The sequence below is a fragment of the Gemmatimonadota bacterium genome, from assembly GCA_009692115.1.
Classification (GTDB): Bacteria; Gemmatimonadota; Gemmatimonadetes; order Gemmatimonadales; family GWC2-71-9; genus SHZU01.
This window is the reverse complement of sequence record SHZU01000009.1, coordinates 59,499-82,073: the sequence shown is the minus strand read 5'-3', so window position 1 is coordinate 82,073 and position 22,575 is coordinate 59,499. Positions and strand designations below refer to the sequence as shown.

The following is a 22,575-nucleotide window of genomic DNA, read 5'->3' as shown; positions in this document are numbered from 1 at the left end:
TATCTCATGGGCATGGAGCGAGTCCAGGCCCTCCGCGGCGTCTCGCTCGAGATCCGCCGCAATGAGTACGCGGCGATCATGGGGCCGTCGGGGTCGGGCAAATCGACGATGATGAACATGCTCGGGTGCCTCGACACCCCGTCGTCCGGCGAGTATTGGCTGAACGGCCAGGCAGTCTCCCGGATGCCCGACGACGCGCTCGCCCGGGTTCGGAACCAAGAAATCGGGTTCGTGTTCCAGACCTTCAACCTGCTGCCCCGCGCCACCGCACTCCAGAATGTCGAGCTCCCGTTGGTCTATGCCGGCGTGTCCGGCAAGAAACGACGCGACCGAGCCCGCCGGGCCCTCGACCGCGTCAACTTGAGCAACCGAATGGACCACCGGCCCAATGAATTGTCGGGTGGCCAGCGCCAGCGGGTGGCGATTGCCCGGGCGCTGGTCAACGAGCCGTCGATCCTGCTGGCGGACGAGCCGACCGGCAATCTCGACAGCGCCACCAGCACCGACGTGATGCGGGTGTTCGATCTCCTCCACGGCCAGGGCCAGACCATCATCGTCGTCACCCACGAGGCCGACATCGCCGCCCACGCCGAGCGGGTGGTGACCCTCCGGGACGGCCGGGTGGCCAATGATGCCCGCCAAGAGCGGGTGCAGGCCGCCTGAGATGCCGTTTACCGAAGCGATCCGGATGGCACTGGCCACCCTGTGGAGCCAGAAGCTCAAGAGCTTCTTCAGCCTGATCGGCGTGTTGATCGGGGTGACGTTCTTGATCGCCGTCGTGTCAATCGTGCAGGGCATGAACGTGTACATGGAAGACCAGTTCGCCAACCGGCTGATCGGCCTCAACACCTTCCAGCTCCGCCGGAACCCCGGCATGAACATGGGGAATATCAGCGACGACACCTGGAAGGAGTGGATGCGCCGGCCCCGGATCAGCTACGGCGATGCCGCGTGGGTCGAGGCCAAGCTCGAGACCCCGGTCCGAATGGCCCGGTACTGCGATGACCGGGCCCAGATTGTCGCCAACGGCAAATCGGCCAAAGGCGTTCAGATCGTCGCCACGGACGCCGACTATGTCCCCATCAAGAACTACGACATCGGGGCGGGGCGTCCGTTCACGGTTCAGGAAACCCGGGTCGGTGCGCCGGTGACCGTGGTCGGTTTCGACGTGGCCGACAAGATGTTTCCGGGCCTCGACCCGATCGGCAAGACCGTCGCGGTCGGCGGCATCCCGTACCGGATCGTCGGCGTGGTGGCCAAGCAGGGCACGCTGTTTGGGATGTCGCTCGACAATTTCGTGATCGCGCCGTTCACATCTCCGATGCAGCGGCTGGCCTGCCGATATGGGTACATGGACGAGTTGCATGTCCAGGCGGCCAACGTGAATGCGATGACCGAGGCGGTGAGCCAGACCGAGGGATTGATGCGGGTGCGCCGCCAACTCCGCCCCAGCCAAAAAAGCAACTTCGCGATCCAAACCGCGGAGGGCGCCCTGTCTGGCTGGCGGAAAATCTCCGCGGTCCTCTTCGCGGCCCTTCCCGGATTGGTGGCGATTTCCCTCGTGGTCGGCGGGATCGTGATCATGAACATCATGCTGATGGCGGTCAGCGAACGCACCCGGGAAATCGGGGTCCGGAAAGCCCTCGGGGCCAAACGGCGCGACATTCTGGCCCAGTTCATCATCGAATCCGCCACGATTTCCACGGTCGGCGCCATCATCGGCATCGTACTCGGCATCGGCCTCGCCTATCTGATCAAGGCCACGACCCCGCTGCCCGCCTCGGTGGCGCCCTGGTCGATCGGCGTCGCGGTCTTCCTCGGGATCTTCGTCGGCATGGTCGCGGGCGTCTATCCGGCCAGCCGGGCCTCCAAGCTCGACCCGATCACGGCCCTCCGGTCGGAATGAGCGACGCGACGTTAGGCGCGCCCTGGCGCCCCGCCCCGCAGCCGAGCCGCCGGTTGGCCCGGATCAGCCTCCTCGACCCGGCCCGGATCTTTGAGGGCATCGGCATTGCCTTTGAGTCGATCCGGGTCAGCAAGGTCCGGGCGACCCTGACCATCCTGGGCGTCGCCATCGGCGTCATGGTCGTCATCGCGATGGCCGCGATGATCACCGGGATCAACCGTTCGGTCAGCAGTATGTTGGACCAAGCGGGCCCCCGGACCTTCATGGTGATGCGATACTTCCGGGAAGGCATCCAAATCGACGACGGGTCCGACGATGCCGAGGACCGCAACCCGTACCTGACGATCGGCGAAGCCAAGATGCTCCGCCGCCTCCCGGGAATTGCCCAAGTGGCCTGGAAGGAGGAAGCCGGCGGTCCGGTGACCGCCGGGTCGGTGACGATGAACTCAGTCTGGGTGATCGGGGCCACGCCCAACATGCTGGCGGCGGGGGGCGGCGTCATTTCCTCGGGGCGGCTTTTTACCGATATCGAGGCAGCGACGGCCGGGTATGTGGCGGTCATCAACGATGTCACTGCCAAACGACTGTTCCCCAATCTCGAACCCGTCGGCCGAACGGCCAAGATCTTCGGCATCCCGTTCAAGATCATCGGGATCTATACCGAACCAGCCAGCCTGTTCAGCGGTGCCGCCTCGAACCCGATCGCCATCATTCCCCACGCCACGTTCGTCAAGACCGGCGAGTACGACCGCGGCTGGATGACCATCATGGTGAAGCCCGACGACACCACCAACGTCGCCGTGGCCCAGGACCGGGTCATCACGGCCCTCCGGATCAAACGGGGGCTCAAGCCGGCTCAAGAGAACGATTTTGGAATCGTGACCCAGGAAAAGATCCTCGAGGTGTATAACCAGGTGACCAGCGGCTTCTTCCTCGTCATGCTCGCCCTGTCGAGCATTGGCCTGCTGGTCGGCGGCGTGGGCGTGGTGGCCATTATGATGATCTCCGTCACCGAACGGACCCGGGAAATCGGGGTCCGCAAGGCGCTCGGCGCCACCAAGCGCGAGATCATGTTCCAGTTCCTGGTTGAGGCAACCACCCTGACCGTGCTCGGCGGCGCCATCGGCATGTTGATGGGCGGAGCCATCGCCTGGACCATCCGACACTTCACGCCGATTCCCGCGGCCGTCCCCCTCTGGTCGGTCGTCGCCGCCCTGGCGGCCAGCGCCGTCACCGGGATCTTCTTCGGCCTCTACCCCGCCAGCAAGGCCGCCAAACTCGACCCCGTCGAGGCCCTCCGCTACGAATGAAGGCTCGGAGTGCCGAGTGCCGAGTGCCGAGTGCCGACTATCTTCCAGCATGCCCCTGTCCGAAGCCATCCGGCTGGCCCTTGAGACCATCCGAACCTCGAAACTCCGGTCGTTCTTCACCCTGCTCGGGATTATCGTCTCGGTCGGCTTCTTGGTCACCGTGGTGGCGATCATCCAGGGAATGAATTCCTACGTCAAAGACAATCTCACCGGCGCCATCATCGGGACCAATTCGTTCCAGGTGCGCCGGACCCCGATCGCCACGACCCTGCTGTCCGACGACGCCATCCGCCAGATCAACAAACGGCCACTGATTTCCCGAACCGATGCGGAGGCCGTTCGGGCGGCCCTCCCGGACGTCGAAGCCGTCTCCCTCCAGTCAGGCTGGCCGACGCCCTCGGTCGACGTCACCTTTCGGAACCGGGAAGTGTCCGGCGCCTTGGTCTTCGGCGTCACGCCCGACTATCAGGCCGTTCAGGACTACCGGTTCGCGGCCGGTGAACCGCTGACCGACACCGACGTCCGGGAGCGACGGTACGTGGCGGTGGTCGGGTTCGATGTCGCGGACAAGTTGTTCGACGGCGCCGAGCAAGCCGTCGGGAAGTCGATCCGGGTCGGGGGCCTGCCGTTGACCATCAAGGGGGTCGTCGCCTCCAAGGGCCGGGTCCTCGGCCAGTCGTTCGATGCCTTCATCCTGGCCCCCCTGCCAACCTTCGAAGCCATGTACGGCCGCCGGTTGACCACCACGGTCTCCGTCAAAGTCTCGGCCTCGGACCAGATCGCCGGGGCCATGGCCCGGGCCGAGGAGGCGATGCGGGTGGCTCACCGGCTCCGGCCGAACGAGCCCAACGACTTCGCGATCGACAAGGCCGACGCCCTCTTGGCGTTTTGGGCCACCCTGACCAGCGTCCTCTTCCTGGTGGTGCCCGCGGTGGTGGCCATCGGGATCGTTGTCGGGGGTATCGTCATCATGAACGTGATGCTGATGTCGGTGACCGAGCGGACCTATGAGATCGGACTCCGGAAGTCCTTGGGCGCCCGGCGGCAGGACATCCTTCGCCAGTTCATGGTGGAGTCGGTGATCCTGGCCGCGTTAGGCGGACTCCTGGGGGTGCTCTCGGGCGCGGGCTTGGCCATGGTGGTGGCGGCGGTCAGCCCGTTACCAGCCAAGGTCACCGCCTGGTCGGTCGCGGTGGCGCTGGCGCTCGGTGCCGGCACCGGAATTCTGTTCGGGGTCTATCCGGCCAATCGAGCCGCCCGTCTCGATCCGATCGCGGCCTTGCGGTCCGACGGCTAGCTCAGTGCGACTCCACACTCTGACCGAGGGCGTCGCCATGGCCCTCGACTCGCTCCGCGCCAACAAACTCCGCTCGTTCCTGACCATTCTCGGCGTGGTCATCGGGGTCTCGACGGTGATGACGATGGCGTCGATCGTCCAAGGCATCCGGACCCAGATTTTCACTGCGCTGAACGCCGCGGTACCGAATACCTTCTACATCTTCCGCTTCAATGCGGGCACCCCGATGAATCCGGACAACCTGCCCCCCGAGGTCCGCCAACGCCCGGTCGTCTCGGAAGCCGATGCCGCGGCGATCGCCCAGTCCCCGGTCATCCGCCACGCGGCGCTGTGGTGCCGGTTCTTCACCCGGATCGGCCAGGCCGAAGCCACCACCCAGACCACGATTGTGTTCGGCGCCGATGAGCGCTTCATGGATCTCCAAGGGGGAACCCTGCTCCGGGGCCGGTTCTTCGCGCCGTCCGAAATCCGCGGCGGCGCCCCCGTCACCGTCTTGGCGGCAGACATCGCGGAGACCCTCTTCGGTTCCGGCAATCCGATCGGCCGGTTTGTCCGAATGGGCACCCGTGCGCTCATGGTCATCGGGGTGTGGCAGCCACCGGACAACGTCTTTTCACCGCAGGGCGTCTCGACCGGGGCCATCATTCCTTTCCGAGCCGCCAAAGGGTCCTTTCGTTTCAGCGAGACGACCGACCAATTCGTGATTGTCCTCGGGGTGCCGACCCTGCCGATCGATGAGGTCCAGGATGGCGCTGCCATCGCGTTGCGGAAGCATCGGGGGCTCCGGCCCGGCATGGAGGACAATTTCGACATGCTGACCCAGGACCAGATCCTCGAAATCATCGGCAAGCTGACCGGCGCGTTCTTCCTCGTGATGGTCGCCTTGTCGGGCGTCGCGCTCCTGGTCGGGGGGATCGGGGTCATGGCGATCATGATGGTGTCCGTCACCAGCCGGACCCGGGAAATCGGGACTCGGAAGGCCTTGGGCGCCACCCGGCGGGAAGTGCTCTGGCAGTTCCTGGTCGAGGCCGCCACCCTTACCGCCCTGGGCGGCGTCATGGGAATCCTGGCCGGCCTACTCTTCGGCGAGGTCCTCAAGTTCGCCCTCAAGATCGACGCCAGTCCGCCGCTCTGGAGCGCGGTCGTGGCGGTCGGGGTGTCGGTGGCCATCGGCCTCGGCTTTGGACTCTATCCCGCCAACCGGGCCGCCAGGATGGACCCGGTTGAAGCCCTTCGTCACGAATAACCGTCCGGCCTGATCATGCCAGTTGACCTGTTAGCCATTGCCGCCCACCGCGACGACGTCGAATTGACCTGCGCGGGCACCCTGCTCAAAGCCGCCGACCAGGGGCATCGCACCGGCATTCTCGATCTGACCGCCGGCGAGACCGGGTCTCGCGGTTCCGCCGATCTCCGCGGCGAGGAGGCCGAGCGAGCCGCCGCGATCTTGGGGGTGGTGGAGCGGATCAACGCCGGCCTGCCTGATGCCCATCTCCACAACACCGACGCAACCCGCCGTCAGGTCGTCGAAGCCATCCGGCACTTTGCTCCGCGCGTGGTCATCCTGCCCTTCCCGGTGGGCCGCCATCCAGATCACCGGATTGCAGCCGAGTTGGCCCGCGATGCCTGCTTCCTGGCCGGCCTTGTGAAGTACCCGGCGGCCGGAACACCCCATCGGCCGGTCAAGATCCTCTACTCCCTCGCCTACCGCGAAGATCCGGTGAAACCCACGTTCGTGGTCGATATCAGCGACCAGTTCGTGCGGAAGATGGCCGCGATCCGGTGCTACACCAGCCAGTTCGACGGGGCCAACTCGGCCGGCGAGATCTTCCCGACCGGACAAGATCTCTATGCCCTGATCGAGACCCAGAACGCCCACTACGGATCGTTGATCAGGTCCCGCTTCGGCGAGCCGTTCTTTACCCACGAAACGATGCTCGTCGACGATGTGGTCGCCCTTGGGGGCTCCAGCATGTAAACCCTAACCCTCTCCCCCACAACACGTTATAATGAGAACATGCGGACTACCGTGTACCTCGATCATGCCGCCACCACCCCGGTTCGACCCGAGGTCCTGGAGGCGATGCTCCCGTATTTCGGCGCCACCTCCTTCGGGAATCCTTCGAGCAGCCACCGCTTCGGCCGGACTGCCCGAGCCGGGCTCGAAAAGGCCCGCCGGGAGGTTGCTCTGGCCGTCGGGGCCGACCCAACCCAAGTGATCTTCACGTCGGGCGGAACCGAAGCCGACAATCTGGCGATCATCGGCACCGCCTTGGCGGCGCGCGATCGGGGCCGGCCGATGCGGATCCTGACCACGGCCACCGAACACAAGGCCATTCTGGCCGCCGCCCACCAGGTCGTGAAGCTCGGTGGCTCGGAGCACATCCTCCCGGTCGATCGATCCGGCTTGATCGACCTCGCCGCGCTCGACCGGGCGCTGGAAGAGCAACCGGCGGTCGTGTCGGTCATGTGGGTCAACAACGAGACCGGGGTCCGCCAGCCGGTCGAGGGCGTCGCCGCTCGGTGCGCCGCGGCCATGGTCCCCTTCCATTCCGATGCGGTCCAGGCCTTCGGCAAGATCGCCGTCTCGCTTGAGGACACGCCATGCACCTTCCTCACTCTGTCGGGACACAAGATCGGCGCTCCAAAGGGGGTCGGGGCCTTGGTGGTGCGGGATCGGAAGGCCGTCGACGCCATCATCCACGGCGGAGGCCAACAGTTCGGGATCCGGCCCGGCACCGAGAACGTCGCGGGTGCCGTGGCACTCGGCCGCGCCGCCGGGTTGGCAGCTCAAGAGGTCGCGACCGAGTCGGTGCGACTGGCCGGGCTCCGAGACGCGCTGGCGGCCGCGCTGCAGGCCGCGGTGCCTGACCTGGTCGTGAACGGTGCGGGCGCCCCCCGGGGGCCCCATGTCCTTAACGTCGCCGTTCCGGGGGGGGACAACGAGGCCCTGTTGATGCACCTTGATCTCGCCGGGATCGCCGCGTCCGGAGGGTCGGCGTGTTCGACCGGAGCCGTTGAACCGTCCCATGTGCTGATGGCGATGGGTTTGCATCGAAGTATGGCCTTGGGATCGGTTCGGTTCAGCTTGGGACATGAAACGACCGCGCGGGATACTGCAGCCCTGGTTGCGGTGTTCCCCGGCATCGTCGAGAAAGTGCGGCAACTCGCAGCGGTGCTCGGACGTGCCTGAGAAGATCTTGGTCGCCATGTCGGGCGGGGTCGATAGTTCGGTCGCGGCCGCCCTGCTCGTCGAGCAGGGCCATGAGGTCGTCGGCGCGACCATGAAGCTGTTCTGCTACGGGGACGACGTACCCGACCGGCCGTGTTGCTCGCTCGACTCGATCAACGACGCCCGGGACGTGGCTCACCGACTCGGCATTCCGCACTACGTCTTGAATTTCGAGGACCGGTTCGGCCAGCAGGTCATCCAAAACTTCGTCGACGAGTACAGCCGCGGCCGGACCCCGATCCCGTGCGTCAGGTGCAACTCGTTCACCAAGTTCCGGGATCTCTTGGCCCACGCCACTGCCCTGGGCTGCGACGCGATCGCGACCGGCCACTATGCGGTGGCCCGCGACGGGGCCCTCTTTCGGGGCACCGACCGCACCAAAGACCAGAGTTACTTCCTGTGGGGCATTGCCCGGGACGTCGTTCAGCGAATGCGGACGCCGGTGGGTGAGTTGAGCAAGACGGAGACCCGCGCCTACGCCCGTCGGCTCGGGCTCGCAACCGCCGACAAGGAGGAGTCGGTCGAGATTTGCTTCGTGCCGGACGACAACTACGTCGGGGTCCTCGAGAAACACTTGCCGGCCGACGCCCCCGCCCTGTCGCCCGGACCGGTCCTGACCACCGCCGGCGAGCAGATCGGCGAGCATCAGGGATTTGCCCGCTATACCATCGGGCAGCGCCGCCGGCTCCCGGGCGGGGCTGCCCTACCGCTCTACGTCGTCGCGATCCGCCCCGAGGATCGGGCCGTGGTGGTCGGCCCCGCCTCGGCCCTTGACGGACGAACGGTTTGCCTCGAGGAAATGAACTGGCTGGTCGACCCGCTCCCCGCCGGCACCGCCTGCGAGATCCAGATCCGGTACCGAAGCCGGGCGGTTCCCGGGCGGATTCGGTCAACCGACGGAGCCACCGTCACCGTCGATCTCGACCTGGCGGCGCGGGCCATTACCCCGGGCCAGTCCGGCGTCCTTTATACCGCAACCGGCCAAGTCTTGGGCGGAGGAGTCATTGCATGAAATTCCTCGGATCGTTCATTCTCGGCCTTTCGTTCGTCGCCCCGCTCGGCGCTCAGGATAAGCGGCCCCTCGGCGTCGATGATTTTCTTCGGATCGGCATCGTCGGTGATCCCCAGATTTCCCCGAACGGGGCCCTGGTCGCCTATCCCGTCACCACGCCGTCGCTCGCCGACGACCGGAATATCTCCCGGCTCCGGGTCCTCGATCTGGTGACCGGAAGCAGCCGAGAGTTGACCAGCGGACCTGGCTCGGACCGGGCGCCCCGGTGGGCCAAAGACGGCCTGACGCTGGCGTTCCTCTCCAACCGGAACGGCACCTCGCAAGTGTGGCGGACCCGGATCGACCCCTCCGAGGGGATGCAGGCTTTCACCGCCCTCCAACTCCAGCGGATTCCGTCCAAGTTCCTCTACGTCCCCGACGAGGGGCATTTTGTGCTCAGGCTCAGGAACCGCCGGCTCTGGTGGGGCGTGGTGCTCGACTGGCTCGACGAGTACCTCCGGCCCGGCGCCGCCAAGACCAACCCATGACCGACTCGTTACCCGTCGATCGGCGGTCCGGTCGACATTCCACCGCCATGGGAACGTCACTTACGGACGAGACGCCGGGTCTTCGCCATCCGGGCCTCTACATCAATCGCGAGCTCTCCTGGCTTGAATTCAACCGTCGGGTGCTCCACGAGGCGCTTGATTCCCGAACCCCGCTCCTCGAGCGGGTCAAGTTCCTGGCCATCTACTCCTCAAACCTCGACGAGTTCTTCCAAGTCCGGGTGGCGGGCCTCCGGAAACAGGTCGTGGCGCGGTACCACGAGCCGACCTCTGACGGGCTCACCGCCGAAGAACAACTAGCCGCCATCTCGGCCTCGGTCCGGGAGCTTCAGCGGCTTCACGACCGGTGTCTGACCCGGGTCGTCCTTCCGGCGCTCGCGGAGGCCGGCCCCGCGCTGATCACCGACTGGCACCACCTGACCGCGGCAGACCGAACCGCACTGGAACGGTACTTTACCGATCAAGTGTTTCCGGTCCTGACTCCGCTCGCCGTCGACCCGGCCCACCCATTTCCGTATATCTCCAACCTGAGCCTCTCGCTGGCGGTCGTCCTCCGGGGGCCCGATGGCGACGAACGGCTTGCGCGGGTCAAGGTTCCCAAGATCCTGCCTCGATGGGTACCGCTCCCCGGCAACCATCGATTCGTGCCGCTCGAGCTCGTCATCGCGAGCCACCTCGATTCGCTTTTTCCCGGCATCGAAATCCTCGGCGCGTACCCCTTCCGGATCAGCCGGAACACCGACCTCGACATTGACCCCGACGAGGCCGAGGACCTGCTGTCGTTGATCCAGGAAGAGGTCCGGAACCGCCGGTTCGCCGAGGTGGTGCGCCTCGAAGTCCACGCCTCGACGCCGGAGTCGCTCCGCCACCTCCTGCTGGCTGAAATCAACGCCGACCAAGACGGCCTGACGTTAGGCAATGACGACATCTTTGAAGTGGCCGGGTTGCTCGACGCCGGCGATCTGCTGTTACTCTCGGGGCTCGAGTTTCCCGACCTGAGGGATCCGCCCTTTACCCCGGTCACCCAGGTCCGGCTGGCACCGGGGCGGAACCTTTTCGACGTGATTCGCGAAGGCGATGTGCTGGTGCACCACCCGTACGAAAGCTTTACGACCTCCGTCGAGCGCTTCCTCCAACTCGCCACCGAAGATCCCGACGTCCTCGCCATCAAGATGACGCTCTACCGAACCGGCGGGGACTCCCATATTGCCCGGATGCTCGCGACCGCCGCCGAGCGAGGCAAGCAGGTCGCGGTCCTAATCGAGCTCCAGGCCCGGTTCGACGAAGAGAACAACATCCGCTGGGCCCAGCGATTCGAGGATGTCGGAGTGCATGTGAGTTATGGCGCCAGCGGGCTCAAGACCCACGCCAAGGTGATCCTCGTGGTCCGGCGGGAGGGCGGGGAGATCCGTCGATACGTCCACATCGGCACCGGGAATTACCAGCCCAAGACCGCCCGGATCTACACCGATTTGGGCCTCTTCAGCTCCGACCCGGCCCTCGGCGCCGATCTCTCCGACTTGTTCAACGTCCTGACCGGATTCGCCGCACCGACCGGCTATCGCAAACTGCTCGTCGCTCCCGCCGGCATGCTGCCCGAAATCCTCCGGTTGATCCGCCGCGAGTCCGAGCACGCGCGGGCCGGGCGACCGGCCCGGATCCTCGCCAAGATGAACGCGATTACCCACCCGGACGTGATGGTGGCGCTCTATGAAGCATCGGCGGCCGGCGTGGCCGTCGACCTGATCGTCCGCGGGATCTGTTGCCTCCGTCCCGGGGTCCCGGGCGCCAGCGACAACATCCGGGTCATCAGCATCGTCGGCCGGTTCCTCGAGCATTCGCGGGTCTGGTACTTCGCCAATGCCGGATCACCCGATGTGTACATTACGTCGGCCGACTGGATGCCTCGGAACCTCGACCGGCGGATTGAGTCCGCCGTGCCGTTGACCGACCCGGCCCACCGCGAAGCCCTTCGCGAGTTGCTCGAACAAATGTGGCTGGACAACCGGCAGGCGTGGGAGTTGTCGGCCGAGGGCACTTGGACGCAGCGGCACCCCGGCTCCGGCCCCGAGGTCGCGACCCATCGAGTGCTGGTCGACCGGTATCGCCCCGAGTTTCGCCGGGAGGCGGCCGGGCCGGTCTAGTAGGCGAGCCCGGCCTGGTCGGCGAACTGCTTGAAGATTTCTTGCTGTTCGGGCGTGAGCTGTTCGGGCATGGTCACGGCGATCTCGACCAATTGATCACCCTTTCGATCGCCTTTCACGACGCCCATGCCTTTGATCCGGAATTTCTTCCCGGCCGGCGTCCCGGGAGGAATCGTGAGCACCACTTTCTTCCCGTCAACCGTCCGGACTTTGATCTTGGTGCCTAACACCGCCTGAGCCAGATTGACCGGGACCTCGCATTCGAGATCGAGGCCGGACCGCGTGAAGAACCGGTCCGGCTGCACGTCGAACGTCACCAGCAGATCGCCGGCCTGACCGGTCCCGGCGGCCTCGCCCTGCCCTTTCACCCGGATCTTGGTCCCCGAATCGATCCCCGACGGCACCGTGATCGTCACGGTCTTCTCGGACCTGACCTCGCCGCCCCCAAGACAGGTCCCGCACTTCTGGGACGGAATCCTCCCCTGCCCCCGGCACTGCGGACAGGGCCGGTTGACCGCGAAGCCGCCCTGGCCGAACGAAATGGTCCCCCGGCCTTTGCACTCAGGGCATTGGGACACCGTGGCGCCCGGCGCGGCGCCGATTCCCGCACACGCCGGGCAGGACCCGTTCATCGCGAGTGTCACGGGAATCTTGCCGCCGAGGACCGCGGTCCGAAATGGGATCTCGAGGGCCACCTCGAGCGGGTCGGCCCGGGGCTGCTGCTCCTTCTTGCCGCCCTTCCCGAAGATCGACGAAAAGATGTCGCCCAGCCCCATCGAGCCGAAGTCGCCGAAGTCGAAGGTCTCGGCCGGGCCGCCGCCACCGGGACGCGACGCCCCACCGGGACGCCCGGGTCCCCGGGCCCCAAGATCGAACGCGCCGAGCCGGCGCATCTGGTCGTATTTCTTCCGCTTCTCGGGGTCCGACAGCACCCCGTGGGCCTCGGCGATCTGCTTGAACTGATCGGAGGCCTTCGGGTTGCCGGGGTTGGCATCGGGATGGTGCTGCTTGGCAAGTTTCCGGTACGCCTTCTTGATCTCGTCCGGCGTGGCGCCTTCGGTGATACCGAGTACTTGGTAGAAGTCCTTTGCCGCCACGTTAAGTGTGACTTTCAGCCGAGTACACTTGCACCCGGGCCGGCCGGACCAGCGACCCCTTGAACCGGTAGCCGACCTGGAAGGTGGCCGCGACGATGTGGTCCTGGTCCGCGGAGGGGGGCATCGCCACCGCCACCGCTTCCGCCACCGCAGGATCGAATTTCTGCCCAACCGGGTCCAGCCGCTCCAGGCCCGCACCCTCGAGTTCCTTCCGGAGTTTCTTGTCCACCATCTCGACGCCCTGGCGCACCACCGTGGTCGGGCCGCCGAGGTCCGACGCCGCCAAACGGTCGAGGTCATCGAGCACATCGAGGAGTTTGATCACGAAGCCGGCCTGGGCCCGATCGGCCAGTTCGATCCGCTCCTTGGCCACCCGCTTCCGGAAGTTGTCGAAGTCGGCCGCCAACCGAAGGTAGCGATCGTTCGACTCGCTCAACTGATCGGCCAAGCGCTTGACCGCGCTTTCCGATGGCTCCGCCGGTGGCCCCGACGAGACCGTCCCGGTCAGTTCCATGTCGGGCAGGGCGTCGGTCAACTGAGCATCTTCTTCAAACGGACGTTCGTGGCTCACGGGGCATTACCCTGGTTGGTGTCTCCACCGGGAAACTTCTCAAGACCCGCCGCCCGGCGCCAGAGGCCGTGGAGCGCCGCCTGGCTGGCCCGGCCCCGAATGTCCTCCCGGGTTCCGGGAAACCCGACCCGCAGCGTCTCGACCTGGCCCCCGACCGAGAACCCAAACCAGACCGTCCCGACCGGCTTGGCCGCGGAACCTCCCCCCGGCCCCGCCACCCCGGTGACCGCCACCGCGAGGTCGGCCCCGGTCGCCCGCGCGACCCCGGCGGCCATGGCCCCCGCCACCGACTCGCTGACCGCCCCGTCCCGTTCCAGCACGGCCGGGTCGACCCCGAGCAGGCCGGTCTTGACCCGGTTGTCGTAGGCGATCACCCCGCCGAGGAACCCGTCAGAGCTCCCCGGAATCGCGGTAATCCGCTGGCCGATCAGGCCGCCCGTACACGATTCGGCCACGGCAACCGTCAGGCCCCGTTCGCGAAGCCGGCTGAGCAACACGGCGGCAAGATCGTCGTCGCCCGTCCCATACCCGTGGTCCTTGACGATCACTTGAATGGCCGTCGCCGCCCGGTCGAGCAGCGGCTTGGCCTCGCCGGGCGCCAGATCCCAGGCGGTGAGGCGGAGGTCGACACCCTCGAGGCCCGGCAAATACGCCAGGGTCAGCGCCCCGAGGGCATCCTCGACCGGGGCCAGTCGTTCCGCCAAACTCGACTCGGGAATCCCCGTGGTCCGAAGCACCAGAGAGGTGATGGCCCGGCCGCCGGACCGCTCGGCCAGCCTCGGGACCACTTCCTCAACCATCAACCCCTTCATCTCGGACGGGACCCCCGGCAACATCACCACTTCACCTGGTGCCCCGGTGAGCCAGAGCCCGGGCGCGGTCCCCCGCTGGTTCGGGAGCACGATGGCGCCCCGAGGCACCTCGGCCTGGCACCGGTTGGTGGGCGAAATGGTCCGGCCGAAACTGGCCCACTTGGCCACCAGCCGGTCCCAAATCCAGTCCTGGAACTCGAGCGGGGCGCCAAACAACTCCGCCACCACCTTCTTGGTCATATCGTCCCGAGTCGGACCGAGCCCGCCGGTCGTAATCACAAACCGGGACCGGGTCAGGGCCTCGCGGACGGCGTCCCGAATCTCATCCGGGTTATCGCGCACTGACGTCCGGCGGGCGATCCGGACGCCGGCCTCGCTCAACCGCTGGCCCATGAAGGCGCTGTTGGTGTCGATGGTAAAGCCGAGGAGCAGCTCGGTGCCGATGGTGACGAGTTCAATGTCCATGGGGGCGCTTTGGCCTACTTGAGCAGTTGCCGGTACCGATAGAGATAGATCACGAACGAATACACGGTCAGCCCGGTCGCGATCGCAAGGCTCACCGACACGAACCCACCGTGGAACGTTTTCCAGAACTGCCAGAAGACGCTCCGGTGGAGACCGAGCGGATGCCAGGCATCCCGAAACGCGAACCAGAGAATGGTCCCGCCGACGAAGATGTTTTGCATGACCGCCTTGAGCTTGCCGGGACCCTGCGCCGCGATCACGACGCCCCGCCGCGCTGCCCACCAGCGAAACGCGGTCATCAAGAATTCTCGGCCCAGCATCACGAGGCACACCCAGAGCGGAATGCTCCGCCACACCGGGATCTCGTAGAGGTCGTGCCGGGTCTGGGCAATGACGTAAATCGGCACCACCGTCGCCAATAACAGCAGTTTGTCGGCGAGCGGATCGAGCGTCTTGCCGAGGTCGGTCACTTCATTCCGCGACCGGGCCAACCGGCCGTCGATAATATCGGTGATCGCGGCAATGAGAAACACCACGAAGAGGAGCAGCTTCGGCCAATATCCGGCCATGAAGGGCAAGTAGGCAATCACCGGTGTGGTCGCGATTCGAGCCACCGTAATCAGGTTCGGAAGGTTCCACATCGGCCGGGGCACCTCGGACTATCCGAGCGTCTTCAGCACGAGTTTGCTGATCGAGCGGAGGGTGTCGAACACCCCGTCGCCCTTGACCGCCACGGCCTCGAAATACGGAATCTTCGTCAAGTCATACCCGTGCTGGAGCAGGTTGTCGTAGAGATTCTGCATCGACTCGACATTGGCTTCCATCCGCTCGATCTGGCTGTCGGCGACGAAGACGACCCCGTCGACCCCCTTCAAGATCAGCTTCCGCAAGGCGTTGTAGTACACCCGGCCCGGCACCGTGTAGAGATGGAACCGGGTCTTGAACCCCCGGATCGTCCCGAGGTCGACCGGGAGGAAGCCGAAGAACAGGGTCCGCTCCGTTTCCGTCGCCAGGGAAATCGTCTTCCCCTTCGACGAGGGCGAGACCTTCTCATAGATGTATTCCAGGTTGGTCGTCGTACCGCCGAGACCAGGCCCGTAGTACACCAGCTTGCAGTTGATTTCCCGAGGCCCATAGTTAATGAGCGACATCGCCAGCCTTACGACCCGAAGAGTTTGCCGATCTCGCCTTCCGCTTCACCCAGGAATGCGGCCTCGACCTTGGGAGGATCTTGATCGCGGCGTTCGAACATATTGGTGAACAACGTCGTCAAGCGTCCGACCACGGGACGGACCCGCAACTTCACCAGCCCGAGGGTCGTCCGATTGTCGAACAGCACCGCCAAAATGACCCGCCGGGCCACGTCGGCCAGATAGAGCAACTCTTTCTCACCCTGATGGAACAACGCCCGGAACTCCGGCTCGCGGGATAGCCGAGCGCGGCCAACCGCCGGAGCCGGTTGGCCCTGAACAAGGCTGCCTTGTGGCGCTCGACGTGGCGGGCCGCCAACCCAACCAGCGCCGCCACCGAAAACGCTCCGGCCTTCGTCGGTTTCACGACACCTCCTGCCGGGCGTCCATCGCGTGGCTCAGCGTCATCCCGTCGATGTATTCGAGATCTCCCCCAACCGGCAAACCACGGGCCAAACGACTGACCCTGACCCCCGAGCCGCTGAGGAGTTGATGAACATATGTAGCGGTGGCCTCGCCTTCGAGCGAAGGGTTGGTGGCCAAAATGACCTCGCGGACCCCTCCATCGGCCATTTTTCGCTTCAGCAGGCCAATCCGGAGCTGGTCCGGGCCTACCCCTTCAAGGGGAGACAGGTGCCCACCCAGCACCAAATATCGGCCCCGATACCCGGTGGAGCGTTCAACGAGGGCCACGGTCGACGGCTCCTCGACCAGACAGAGCAAGCCGGCATCCCGGCGCGGGTCGGTACAGATCGGGCACCGCTCGCCTTCGCAGTAGTTCCCGCACTCGGGGCACGCGCCCACCCGTTCGGCCACGGTCGAAAGCGCGGCGGCCAACCGACTGATCCGCTCGCGCGGCTGATGGAGGAGATGGAAAGTCAGGCGCTCTGCCGTTTTCCGCCCGATGCCAGGGAGCTTGGCCAGCTCCAAGACCAAATCGTCAATCGCCGCCACGGGAAGGACTACAGCCCAGGCAACGGCGGAAGCCCGGGCATCTTCTTCATCTCCGCCTGGGATACCTCCAGAGCCCGCCGCTGCACCTCGGCCACCGCCGACAAAATCAGGTCGGACAGCAGCTCGGCGTCGCGCCCCGCGAACACCGCGGGATCAATGGTGACATACCGCACCAAGCCGCGGCCATCCGCCCTGACCTTGACCATCCCGCCACCGGCGCTCGCCTCGACCACTCGGTCGGCGAGATCGGCCTGGAGCTGCTGGAGCCGGCCCTGCATTTGTTGACTTAGCTGGAACAACTGTTGGATATCGGCCATAAAGTCTCAGTCCACGATCTCCAAATCTAACGCGTCAGCGGCCGCATCCAATGTGGCATCTTTGGCGCGGAATTCCCGCAATTTTTCGGCCTTTAAGTCTTTTTCCAACAATCGTTTAGGCTTGTCAGGCTTGGCCCAGGCCGCCGCCGGATCAACCACCAAAACCACCAGGCGCTGGCCGAGCGCCGCGCTGAGATGATCCTGAATGGCGCCGAGTTGCCGTTTGGCGCCTTCGGCCATGTGCGTCGCCTCATCGTCGGGGGTGACCGTGAGTTGGTTCCCGGCCAGGGCCACCGGTTTCAGATGCTCGATCACCGTCGCAAGCAGCGGGCTCTTGTCTTTCGCTTGGCCAATGAGGCCCTTCCAGGCATCGGCAATCGACTCGATCGTGAGCGCCCCGGTGATCAGTGGTCGAACCGGAGCCGGAGGACTCGGCGGTTCGGCCGGGCCGGCGGAGCTCGGCGACGGCTGGGCCGACGCGGCTGGCGGCCTCCGCTCTCCACTCGGCGCCGGCGCGGCGGCCGGACGGGATCGCGGCGTGGCCGGCCCCGCACTTGCGAGGACCGCCTCCAGATCAACCGTGCGATCCATGACCGCCCACCGAATCAACAAGGTCTCCACCGCCAAGCGCGGATTGGCGCTCCGGCGGATCGACTGCTCGGCCTGACTCAACAGACCGAGCATCCGGAGCACGTCGCCGGCTGCGAGTTCGGCGGCTGCCAGGTTGACGACCTCCCGCTGGGCGGCGGTCAGACCTTCCGGCACCGCCCCGGTGGCCACCATCAAGACCGCCCGGAGCAGCTCGCCCATTCCGTTGGCGAACTCGACGAGGTCGGCTCCCGAGGCCAGGAGCCGGTCGACCACCGGGAAGATCGCGGCCGGGTCCTTCCGGGCCACCGCCGCCAGGACCTCCGCGTAGACATCGTCTCCGATCAAGCCTAACGCCTGCCGGACCCGCTCCGCCGTGAGGATTCCATCGGACATGCTCAACGCTTGATCGAGCACCGACAAGGCATCGCGCATCCCGCCGTCCGCGTAGCGGGCAATGACCGCCACAGCGTCGTCATCGGCCCGGAGACCTTCGGCCGCGAGGACCTCCTTGACCCGGTCCCGAATGGCCCCGGCGCCAATCCGCTTGAAATCGAACCGCTGCAACCGCGACAACACCGGCGCGGCGTTGTTGGCGATTTTCTGCGGCTCCGTCGTCGCAAAAACGAAGACGACCCGCGGCGGCGGCTCCTCGAGGATCTTGAGGAGCGCGTTCCAGGCCTCCCGGGTCAGCATGTGCGCTTCGTCGACGATGTAAACCTTGTAGCGATCCTCCTGGGACGCCGCATACATGGCCCGCTCCCGAAGATCGCGGGCGTCGTCCACGCTCCGATGGCTCGCCGCGTCGATCTCGATCACATCAAGGTTGGCCGACCCACTCCAGATCCGCTGGCAGGTGTCACATTCGCCGCACGGTTCGCCGGTCCTGGCCTTCACATCTTGCCGCTCGCAATTGAGCGCCATCGCCAAGATCCGCGCCGCCGTCGTCTTGCCAACCCCCCGCGGACCCGTCAACAGGTACCCATGGCCGACTCGGCCCTTGGAGATCGCACCCCGCAACGCGGCCGCCACATGATCCTGCACGAGGAGGTCGGCAAAGCGGCGGGGACGGTACTTCCGGGCGAGGGCGATCATGGCAGGAAGATAATCTCGGCACTCGGCGCTCGGCACTCGGCGTTGACATTGGGTTGATGGGGTGGGGATAGGATTGGCGGGGACCTGAGAAAATGGGAGGGAACGGGTGGCGATTCGGAGTTATCGGGATTTGAGAACGTGGCCACTGAGTATGGAGTTGGCGCGGGCGGTGCACGCAACCACGGCAACCTGGCCGCCAACCGAGGTGCTCGGCCGGGAGCTCCGGCGGACCTCGATCTCGATCCCCTCGAACATCGCCGAAGGCTACGGCCGCGGGGGCACCAAAGAGTACCTCCGCTACCTCAGAATCGCGATGGGATCAGTGGCCGAGATGGACACCCAACTCCGCCTAGCCGCCATGATGAAGTTGGGATCCGGCCGCAGCCTCAACCGGCTCCTCCACGCCATCCCCCCACCCTAACCCCCGAGTGCCGAGTGCCGAGAAAAAGTGCCCCCAGGCACCCCGAAGCAATACTGGACATCGCTTAGCGCTGCTACCGGCAAGGTCCTGACGCGGTTCGCGCGCCAGCATCCTTCGGACCTGGAGGCCCGTCAAAATACCCCCACCCCCCCTTACCCGCTACCCGCCGAGCGCCGAGTGCCGAGACCTGCATCTCCCGGAGTTCCCAGATCTCGGCCACCACCCCCCAAGCAAGAACACCATCGTCATTCCCCCGCGTCGGCGTCATCAACCGCCCGGACGGCCGGTTTGGTCAAGTCGCCATGGCCCAACCGAACCGGCTGGACGTACTTCCGAACCACATCAGCCGTCCCGGTCACCCCAAGTTGCGTAAACAGGAAGCTGAACATTTTCTCCAGGTCGGCCGCAATCGCCGAGCGGACCGTCTCGGGCAGCGACCAGCACTCCTTCTTGAACGGCCCGATCGCCCGCTTCCGGGCCCGATAGTAGAACTGCTCGGGCGTATCGTCCGGTTTCTTCTCGCTGGTGGCATGCTGGTCGAGCCAGCCGTAGGCCAACTGCCGAAGGTCACCCGGCAGCGCGGGATGATCGAAGACCATGCTTTGGAAGTTGGTGGCCAAGTGGATCTCGGCGGTTTCGATCCGCGGAAAATTCCCGAAGGCGCCCTGCGGCAACGTGCTAGCGCCGTGCTGCACCGCCCCCGCCATCCCGTACTGCCGGGCCGCGGTCGAGAGGGCCTCCAGGGCGGCCAAGTCGAGCTTCACGTCGGCCATCGAGCCGTCCGGTAACACCACCCCGCCGTGCGACGTCCCCGTTTGCACCGAGATCTTACTGATGCCGGTCAACCCCTTGCCCCGGGAGGCCAATGCCCGGTTGTACCCCTGCATGAACGCATGGAGCTCTTCCACCGTGCTGTTCTTATGCCCGACTTCGCCGATTTCCGCCCCGATCGAGACCGTCACGCCCTTCGGCTCGAGCCCGCGAATGAACGCCGTGATCTCGACCGCCCGCTGGTAGTTGTCGCGCTGTTGTTCGTCGAGCGTCGGGCGGGACAGATCGACCAGCGTCGAGGTGTCGACGTCGATGTTAAAGAAGCCGGCGCCGACTTCCTCGGCAATCAACTTCTTGACCTCGCCGACCTCGCCCTCCGGATCGGATTGATATTTCTTGGCGTTGACCTGGCAGTGGTCGCCTTGGATGAAGATCGGGAGCCGGTAGCCCTCCCGAAGCGCCGCGCCGATCATCACCGCGACATACTCCGCCGGCCGCTGCTCGGTGTAGGCGATCTCCGATCGGGCAATCTCGAGCAGAATGGCGCCGCCATTGGCTTTGATCGCGGCGCGGAACACCGCCCGGGCCGTATCGTACGCCATCATCCGCACGTTGATGGCCGGGACGGTAAACCCACCGCACTCGCCCCGGCCCCGAGCGGTATAGAGATCCTGAATCGATGCCGGCATCACTCCAACCGCCTGGCCGATCTCCCAGAGCAGCCAGCGAGCCGCTTCCTGTTCCGCGGGGGTCCCAAACACCGCCAACCACACGACTTGGTCGGTCGCCGACGACCGCAACACGGCGGGATCCGTCACCGTCACACCGATCGCCGTTACCCGGACCGCCGGTCCGTAGTCTGCCGCCACCTGCTGCCGCTGTTCGAGGGTCATGCCGAGAATCCGTAAGTAGTTGCCTGATCAACAATTTAGCCTGCCGAAACGAGCCAGGTAAGGCCGACCCGGCCGACCGGGGCCGAACCCATCGTCACGCAACGGTCAGGGACCATTGCAAGAGCCGAAAAAAAGTCAAGCCCCGCTCGGTTGTCCACATAACGTCGTTATGTGCATGGATTGTGGAGCGCCGGTCAAAAGAAACCCAATTCTGTGGATTGCCCCGACCGGCCCGATCCCGTTACCAGCGAACACTTTGAACCTCACCCGATCGAACCCGCGAAAAACCCCGATGTGGAGAACCAGGAAATTCCACATAACTGTACAGGGATATTATCCCTCTCAATCGGCCCAAAATCGACCGCCACACTTTGTGGATAGCCAGTTTGATTCGAAAGCTTATGTCATTATGATATAAGCGCTTACAATCAACACACTGGTCGATCTGTGGTTTCCACATCTCGACCGACGAGCCCTCCACCACAGCCGAGCGCCGAGCGCCGAGTGCCGAGATCAATGCCGAGAGAAAGCCGTCGAACCAAGATCGTCGCCACCCTGGGACCCGCCTGGGAACAGCCGGACCAAATGCGCGCCATGCTCGATACCGGGGTCGATGTCGTCCGGGTGAATTCATCCCACGGCACCCCGGAGATCCGCGGTCGGTGGATTGCCGATCTCAAAGAAATCCAGCGCCAGCGAGACAAGGCGTCGGCCATCTTGGTCGACCTTCAAGGTCCCCGCATTCGGATCGGCGACCTCGCGGAGCCGATTCAACTGACCTTCGGGCAATCGGTGGTCTTCGCGCCCGAAGACGTCGCGGCCCCGAACGAGATTCCGACGACCTACCGCGAGTTGGCCGCCGACGTCCGGTCCGGAACCCGGATCCTCCTCGATGACGGCCTGCTCGCCCTCGATGTCACCAGTGTCATCGGCGACAAAGTCCACGCCTCGGTGCGGTACGGCGGCATGCTCAAATCGAACAAGGGCATGAACCTTCCGGGCGTCGAAGTGTCGGCGCCGGCGCTGACGGACAAAGATCGCGAGGATGCGATCCACGCCACTGAGCTCGGCGCCGATTACCTCGGCATGAGTTTCGTCCGCCGCCCCCAGGATATCGAAGGCCTCCGTCGCCTGGTGCCGAAGCACGTCAAACTGATCGCCAAAATCGAGAAGGACACCGCGCTCCAGCACCTGACCGCCATTCTCGACGCCGCTGACGGCATTATGGTGGCCCGGGGCGATCTCGGCGTCGAGCTCCCGTTCGAACAGGTCCCGCTGGTCCAGAAGAAACTGATCCGGGAGGCCAACCGGCACGGCAAGCCCGTGATCACCGCCACCCAAATGCTCGAGTCGATGATCAAGGCCCCGCGGCCCACCCGGGCCGAAGTTTCCGACGTGGCCAACGCCATTCTCGACGGCACCGACGCGGTCATGCTCTCCGCCGAGACCGCCGTCGGCAGTTATCCGCTCGAAGCCGTCTTGGCCATGGACCAAATTGCCCGCGAGGTCGAGTCGCACCGGCAGGACGGCGACGACCATGCCTCCGTCTGGCAAGCATCGATCGCTCAGCTCAACCAGCCCCACGTGACCGCCCGAACCGAAGACGCCATCGCCGTGGCGGTCTGCGCCGCGGCCGAGCTGCTCAAGGTCCCGCTGATCGTCTGCCTCACGAGCAGCGGCTTCACGGCCCGGACCATCGCGTCGTACCGGCCGTTGACGCCGATCCTGGCCGTGACCCCCGAAGCCGATACCTACCGCCGGCTGGCCCTGATCTGGGGCGTCATTCCGGCGGTCGTCGAACGCCGCCCCGACTACGAAGCCATGCTGGCCGTGACCCGAGAGATCATCGTCAAGAAGGGCCTGGCCTGGCCCGGCGACCGGTTCGTCGTGACCGCCGGCGTGCCGTTCGACCTGGCGGGCACCACCAACCTCCTCCGCATCGAAACGGTGTAGCC

General features: G+C 65.5%; 22 protein-coding genes and 1 other RNA gene. 12 read left to right on the top strand and 11 right to left on the bottom strand.

Annotation, left to right across the window (positions count from 1 at the left end):
• Positions 1–6: 6 nt before the first annotated feature.
• From EXR94_11495 to ppk1, 10 genes are read left to right on the top strand one after another with little or no spacing between them, the layout of a single operon-like run.
• The gene (locus EXR94_11495; GenBank protein ID MSR03343.1) at positions 7–663 is read left to right on the top strand and encodes an ABC transporter ATP-binding protein; all 657 of its coding nucleotides are present in this window, start codon (positions 7–9) and stop codon (positions 661–663) included.
• 1 nt (position 664) lies between these two features.
• Positions 665–1,906 (top strand): FtsX-like permease family protein, encoded by a 1,242-nt coding sequence (locus EXR94_11490; GenBank protein MSR03342.1) that lies wholly within the window; start codon positions 665–667, stop codon positions 1,904–1,906.
• Positions 1,903–3,216: an ABC transporter permease gene (locus EXR94_11485; GenBank protein MSR03341.1), complete on the top strand. Its 1,314-nt coding sequence runs from the start codon at positions 1,903–1,905 to the stop codon at positions 3,214–3,216. Before EXR94_11490 ends, EXR94_11485 begins: the two co-directional genes overlap by 4 nt.
• 49 nt (positions 3,217–3,265) lie before the next feature.
• Positions 3,266–4,513, top strand: coding sequence for an ABC transporter permease (locus tag EXR94_11480; GenBank protein ID MSR03340.1), 1,248 nt, complete (start codon positions 3,266–3,268; stop codon positions 4,511–4,513).
• A gap of 4 nt (positions 4,514–4,517) precedes the next feature.
• Positions 4,518–5,759, top strand: a complete 1,242-nt coding sequence (locus EXR94_11475; GenBank protein MSR03339.1) for an ABC transporter permease — start codon at positions 4,518–4,520, stop codon at positions 5,757–5,759.
• A gap of 15 nt (positions 5,760–5,774) precedes the next feature.
• A complete protein-coding gene (gene bshB1 / locus EXR94_11470; protein MSR03338.1) occupies positions 5,775–6,491 on the top strand; it encodes a bacillithiol biosynthesis deacetylase BshB1 in 717 nt (238 codons plus the stop codon).
• Between the two features lie 39 nt (positions 6,492–6,530).
• A complete protein-coding gene (locus tag EXR94_11465; protein ID MSR03337.1) occupies positions 6,531–7,706 on the top strand; it encodes a cysteine desulfurase in 1,176 nt (391 codons plus the stop codon).
• Entirely contained in the window at positions 7,609–8,757 is a 1,149-nt protein-coding gene (gene mnmA / locus EXR94_11460) for a tRNA 2-thiouridine(34) synthase MnmA (protein ID MSR03336.1), read from the top strand. Before EXR94_11465 ends, mnmA begins: the two co-directional genes overlap by 98 nt.
• Complete coding sequence (locus EXR94_11455) at positions 8,754–9,284, top strand: hypothetical protein (GenBank protein MSR03335.1); 531 nt, start codon at positions 8,754–8,756, stop codon at positions 9,282–9,284. The genes mnmA and EXR94_11455 overlap by 4 nt, the downstream gene beginning before the upstream one ends.
• Positions 9,285–9,331: 47 nt before the next feature.
• Positions 9,332–11,446, top strand: a complete 2,115-nt coding sequence (ppk1, locus tag EXR94_11450; GenBank protein ID MSR03334.1) for a polyphosphate kinase 1 — start codon at positions 9,332–9,334, stop codon at positions 11,444–11,446.
• On the opposite strand, the gene EXR94_11445 is transcribed toward ppk1, so the two are convergent.
• The 9 genes from EXR94_11445 to dnaX all read right to left on the bottom strand — a co-directional run bounded on the left by EXR94_11445 (position 11,443) and on the right by dnaX (position 18,535).
• Complete coding sequence (locus tag EXR94_11445) at positions 11,443–12,714, bottom strand: J domain-containing protein (GenBank protein ID MSR03333.1); 1,272 nt, start codon at positions 12,712–12,714, stop codon at positions 11,443–11,445. The genes ppk1 and EXR94_11445 overlap by 4 nt on opposite strands.
• A complete protein-coding gene (gene grpE, locus EXR94_11440) occupies positions 12,545–13,114 on the bottom strand; it encodes a nucleotide exchange factor GrpE (GenBank protein MSR03332.1) in 570 nt (189 codons plus the stop codon). The genes EXR94_11445 and grpE overlap by 170 nt, the downstream gene beginning before the upstream one ends.
• The gene (locus EXR94_11435) at positions 13,111–14,391 is read right to left on the bottom strand and encodes a competence/damage-inducible protein A (protein MSR03331.1); all 1,281 of its coding nucleotides are present in this window, start codon (positions 14,389–14,391) and stop codon (positions 13,111–13,113) included. The genes grpE and EXR94_11435 overlap by 4 nt, the downstream gene beginning before the upstream one ends.
• Positions 14,392–14,405: 14 nt before the next feature.
• On the bottom strand, positions 14,406–15,044 hold the full coding sequence (pgsA, locus tag EXR94_11430; protein ID MSR03330.1) for a CDP-diacylglycerol--glycerol-3-phosphate 3-phosphatidyltransferase: 639 nt from the start codon (positions 15,042–15,044) through the stop codon (positions 14,406–14,408).
• Between the two features lie 6 nt (positions 15,045–15,050).
• Entirely contained in the window at positions 15,051–15,542 is a 492-nt protein-coding gene (locus tag EXR94_11425; GenBank protein MSR03329.1) for a gliding-motility protein MglA, read from the bottom strand.
• A gap of 8 nt (positions 15,543–15,550) precedes the next feature.
• Positions 15,551–15,796: a hypothetical protein gene (locus EXR94_11420; protein ID MSR03328.1), complete on the bottom strand. Its 246-nt coding sequence runs from the start codon at positions 15,794–15,796 to the stop codon at positions 15,551–15,553.
• Positions 15,797–15,944: 148 nt separating this feature from the next.
• Positions 15,945–16,535 carry a recombination protein RecR gene (recR, locus tag EXR94_11415; protein MSR03327.1) on the bottom strand — a complete coding sequence of 197 codons (591 nt, stop codon included), beginning with the start codon at positions 16,533–16,535 and terminating at the stop codon, positions 15,945–15,947.
• A gap of 8 nt (positions 16,536–16,543) precedes the next feature.
• On the bottom strand, positions 16,544–16,852 hold the full coding sequence (locus EXR94_11410) for a YbaB/EbfC family nucleoid-associated protein (protein MSR03326.1): 309 nt from the start codon (positions 16,850–16,852) through the stop codon (positions 16,544–16,546).
• Positions 16,853–16,858: 6 nt separating this feature from the next.
• The gene (dnaX, locus tag EXR94_11405; GenBank protein MSR03325.1) at positions 16,859–18,535 is read right to left on the bottom strand and encodes a DNA polymerase III subunit gamma/tau; all 1,677 of its coding nucleotides are present in this window, start codon (positions 18,533–18,535) and stop codon (positions 16,859–16,861) included.
• Positions 18,536–18,665: 130 nt separating this feature from the next.
• On the opposite strand from dnaX, the gene EXR94_11400 reads away from it, so the two are divergent.
• Positions 18,666–18,956 (top strand): four helix bundle protein, encoded by a 291-nt coding sequence (locus EXR94_11400; GenBank protein MSR03324.1) that lies wholly within the window; start codon positions 18,666–18,668, stop codon positions 18,954–18,956.
• 28 nt (positions 18,957–18,984) lie between these two features.
• On the opposite strand, the gene ffs is transcribed toward EXR94_11400, so the two are convergent.
• Positions 18,985–19,082, bottom strand: an RNA gene (ffs, locus tag EXR94_11395) — signal recognition particle sRNA small type.
• Between the two features lie 119 nt (positions 19,083–19,201).
• The gene (locus EXR94_11390; GenBank protein MSR03323.1) at positions 19,202–20,620 is read right to left on the bottom strand and encodes an aldolase; all 1,419 of its coding nucleotides are present in this window, start codon (positions 20,618–20,620) and stop codon (positions 19,202–19,204) included.
• A gap of 516 nt (positions 20,621–21,136) precedes the next feature.
• Between EXR94_11390 and pyk the strand changes: the two genes are divergently transcribed.
• Entirely contained in the window at positions 21,137–22,573 is a 1,437-nt protein-coding gene (gene pyk, locus EXR94_11385) for a pyruvate kinase (GenBank protein MSR03322.1), read from the top strand.
• The last annotated feature ends 2 nt before the right edge of the window (positions 22,574–22,575 follow it).

Coding starts and splice junctions, on each gene's coding strand:
- EXR94_11495 (MSR03343.1), top strand. CDS start 7: ATGGGCATGGAGCGAGTCCAGGCCCTCCGCGGCGTCTCGCTCGAGATC.
- EXR94_11490 (MSR03342.1), top strand. CDS start 665: ATGCCGTTTACCGAAGCGATCCGGATGGCACTGGCCACCCTGTGGAGC.
- EXR94_11485 (MSR03341.1), top strand. CDS start 1,903: ATGAGCGACGCGACGTTAGGCGCGCCCTGGCGCCCCGCCCCGCAGCCG.
- EXR94_11480 (MSR03340.1), top strand. CDS start 3,266: ATGCCCCTGTCCGAAGCCATCCGGCTGGCCCTTGAGACCATCCGAACC.
- bshB1 (MSR03338.1), top strand. CDS start 5,775: ATGCCAGTTGACCTGTTAGCCATTGCCGCCCACCGCGACGACGTCGAA.
- EXR94_11465 (MSR03337.1), top strand. CDS start 6,531: ATGCGGACTACCGTGTACCTCGATCATGCCGCCACCACCCCGGTTCGA.
- mnmA (MSR03336.1), top strand. CDS start 7,609: ATGAAACGACCGCGCGGGATACTGCAGCCCTGGTTGCGGTGTTCCCCG.
- EXR94_11455 (MSR03335.1), top strand. CDS start 8,754: ATGAAATTCCTCGGATCGTTCATTCTCGGCCTTTCGTTCGTCGCCCCG.
- ppk1 (MSR03334.1), top strand. CDS start 9,332: ATGGGAACGTCACTTACGGACGAGACGCCGGGTCTTCGCCATCCGGGC.
- EXR94_11435 (MSR03331.1), bottom strand. CDS start 14,391: ATGGACATTGAACTCGTCACCATCGGCACCGAGCTGCTCCTCGGCTTT.
- EXR94_11425 (MSR03329.1), bottom strand. CDS start 15,542: ATGTCGCTCATTAACTATGGGCCTCGGGAAATCAACTGCAAGCTGGTG.
- EXR94_11410 (MSR03326.1), bottom strand. CDS start 16,852: ATGGCCGATATCCAACAGTTGTTCCAGCTAAGTCAACAAATGCAGGGC.
- dnaX (MSR03325.1), bottom strand. CDS start 18,535: ATGATCGCCCTCGCCCGGAAGTACCGTCCCCGCCGCTTTGCCGACCTC.
- EXR94_11390 (MSR03323.1), bottom strand. CDS start 20,620: ATGACCCTCGAACAGCGGCAGCAGGTGGCGGCAGACTACGGACCGGCG.
- pyk (MSR03322.1), top strand. CDS start 21,137: ATGCCGAGAGAAAGCCGTCGAACCAAGATCGTCGCCACCCTGGGACCC.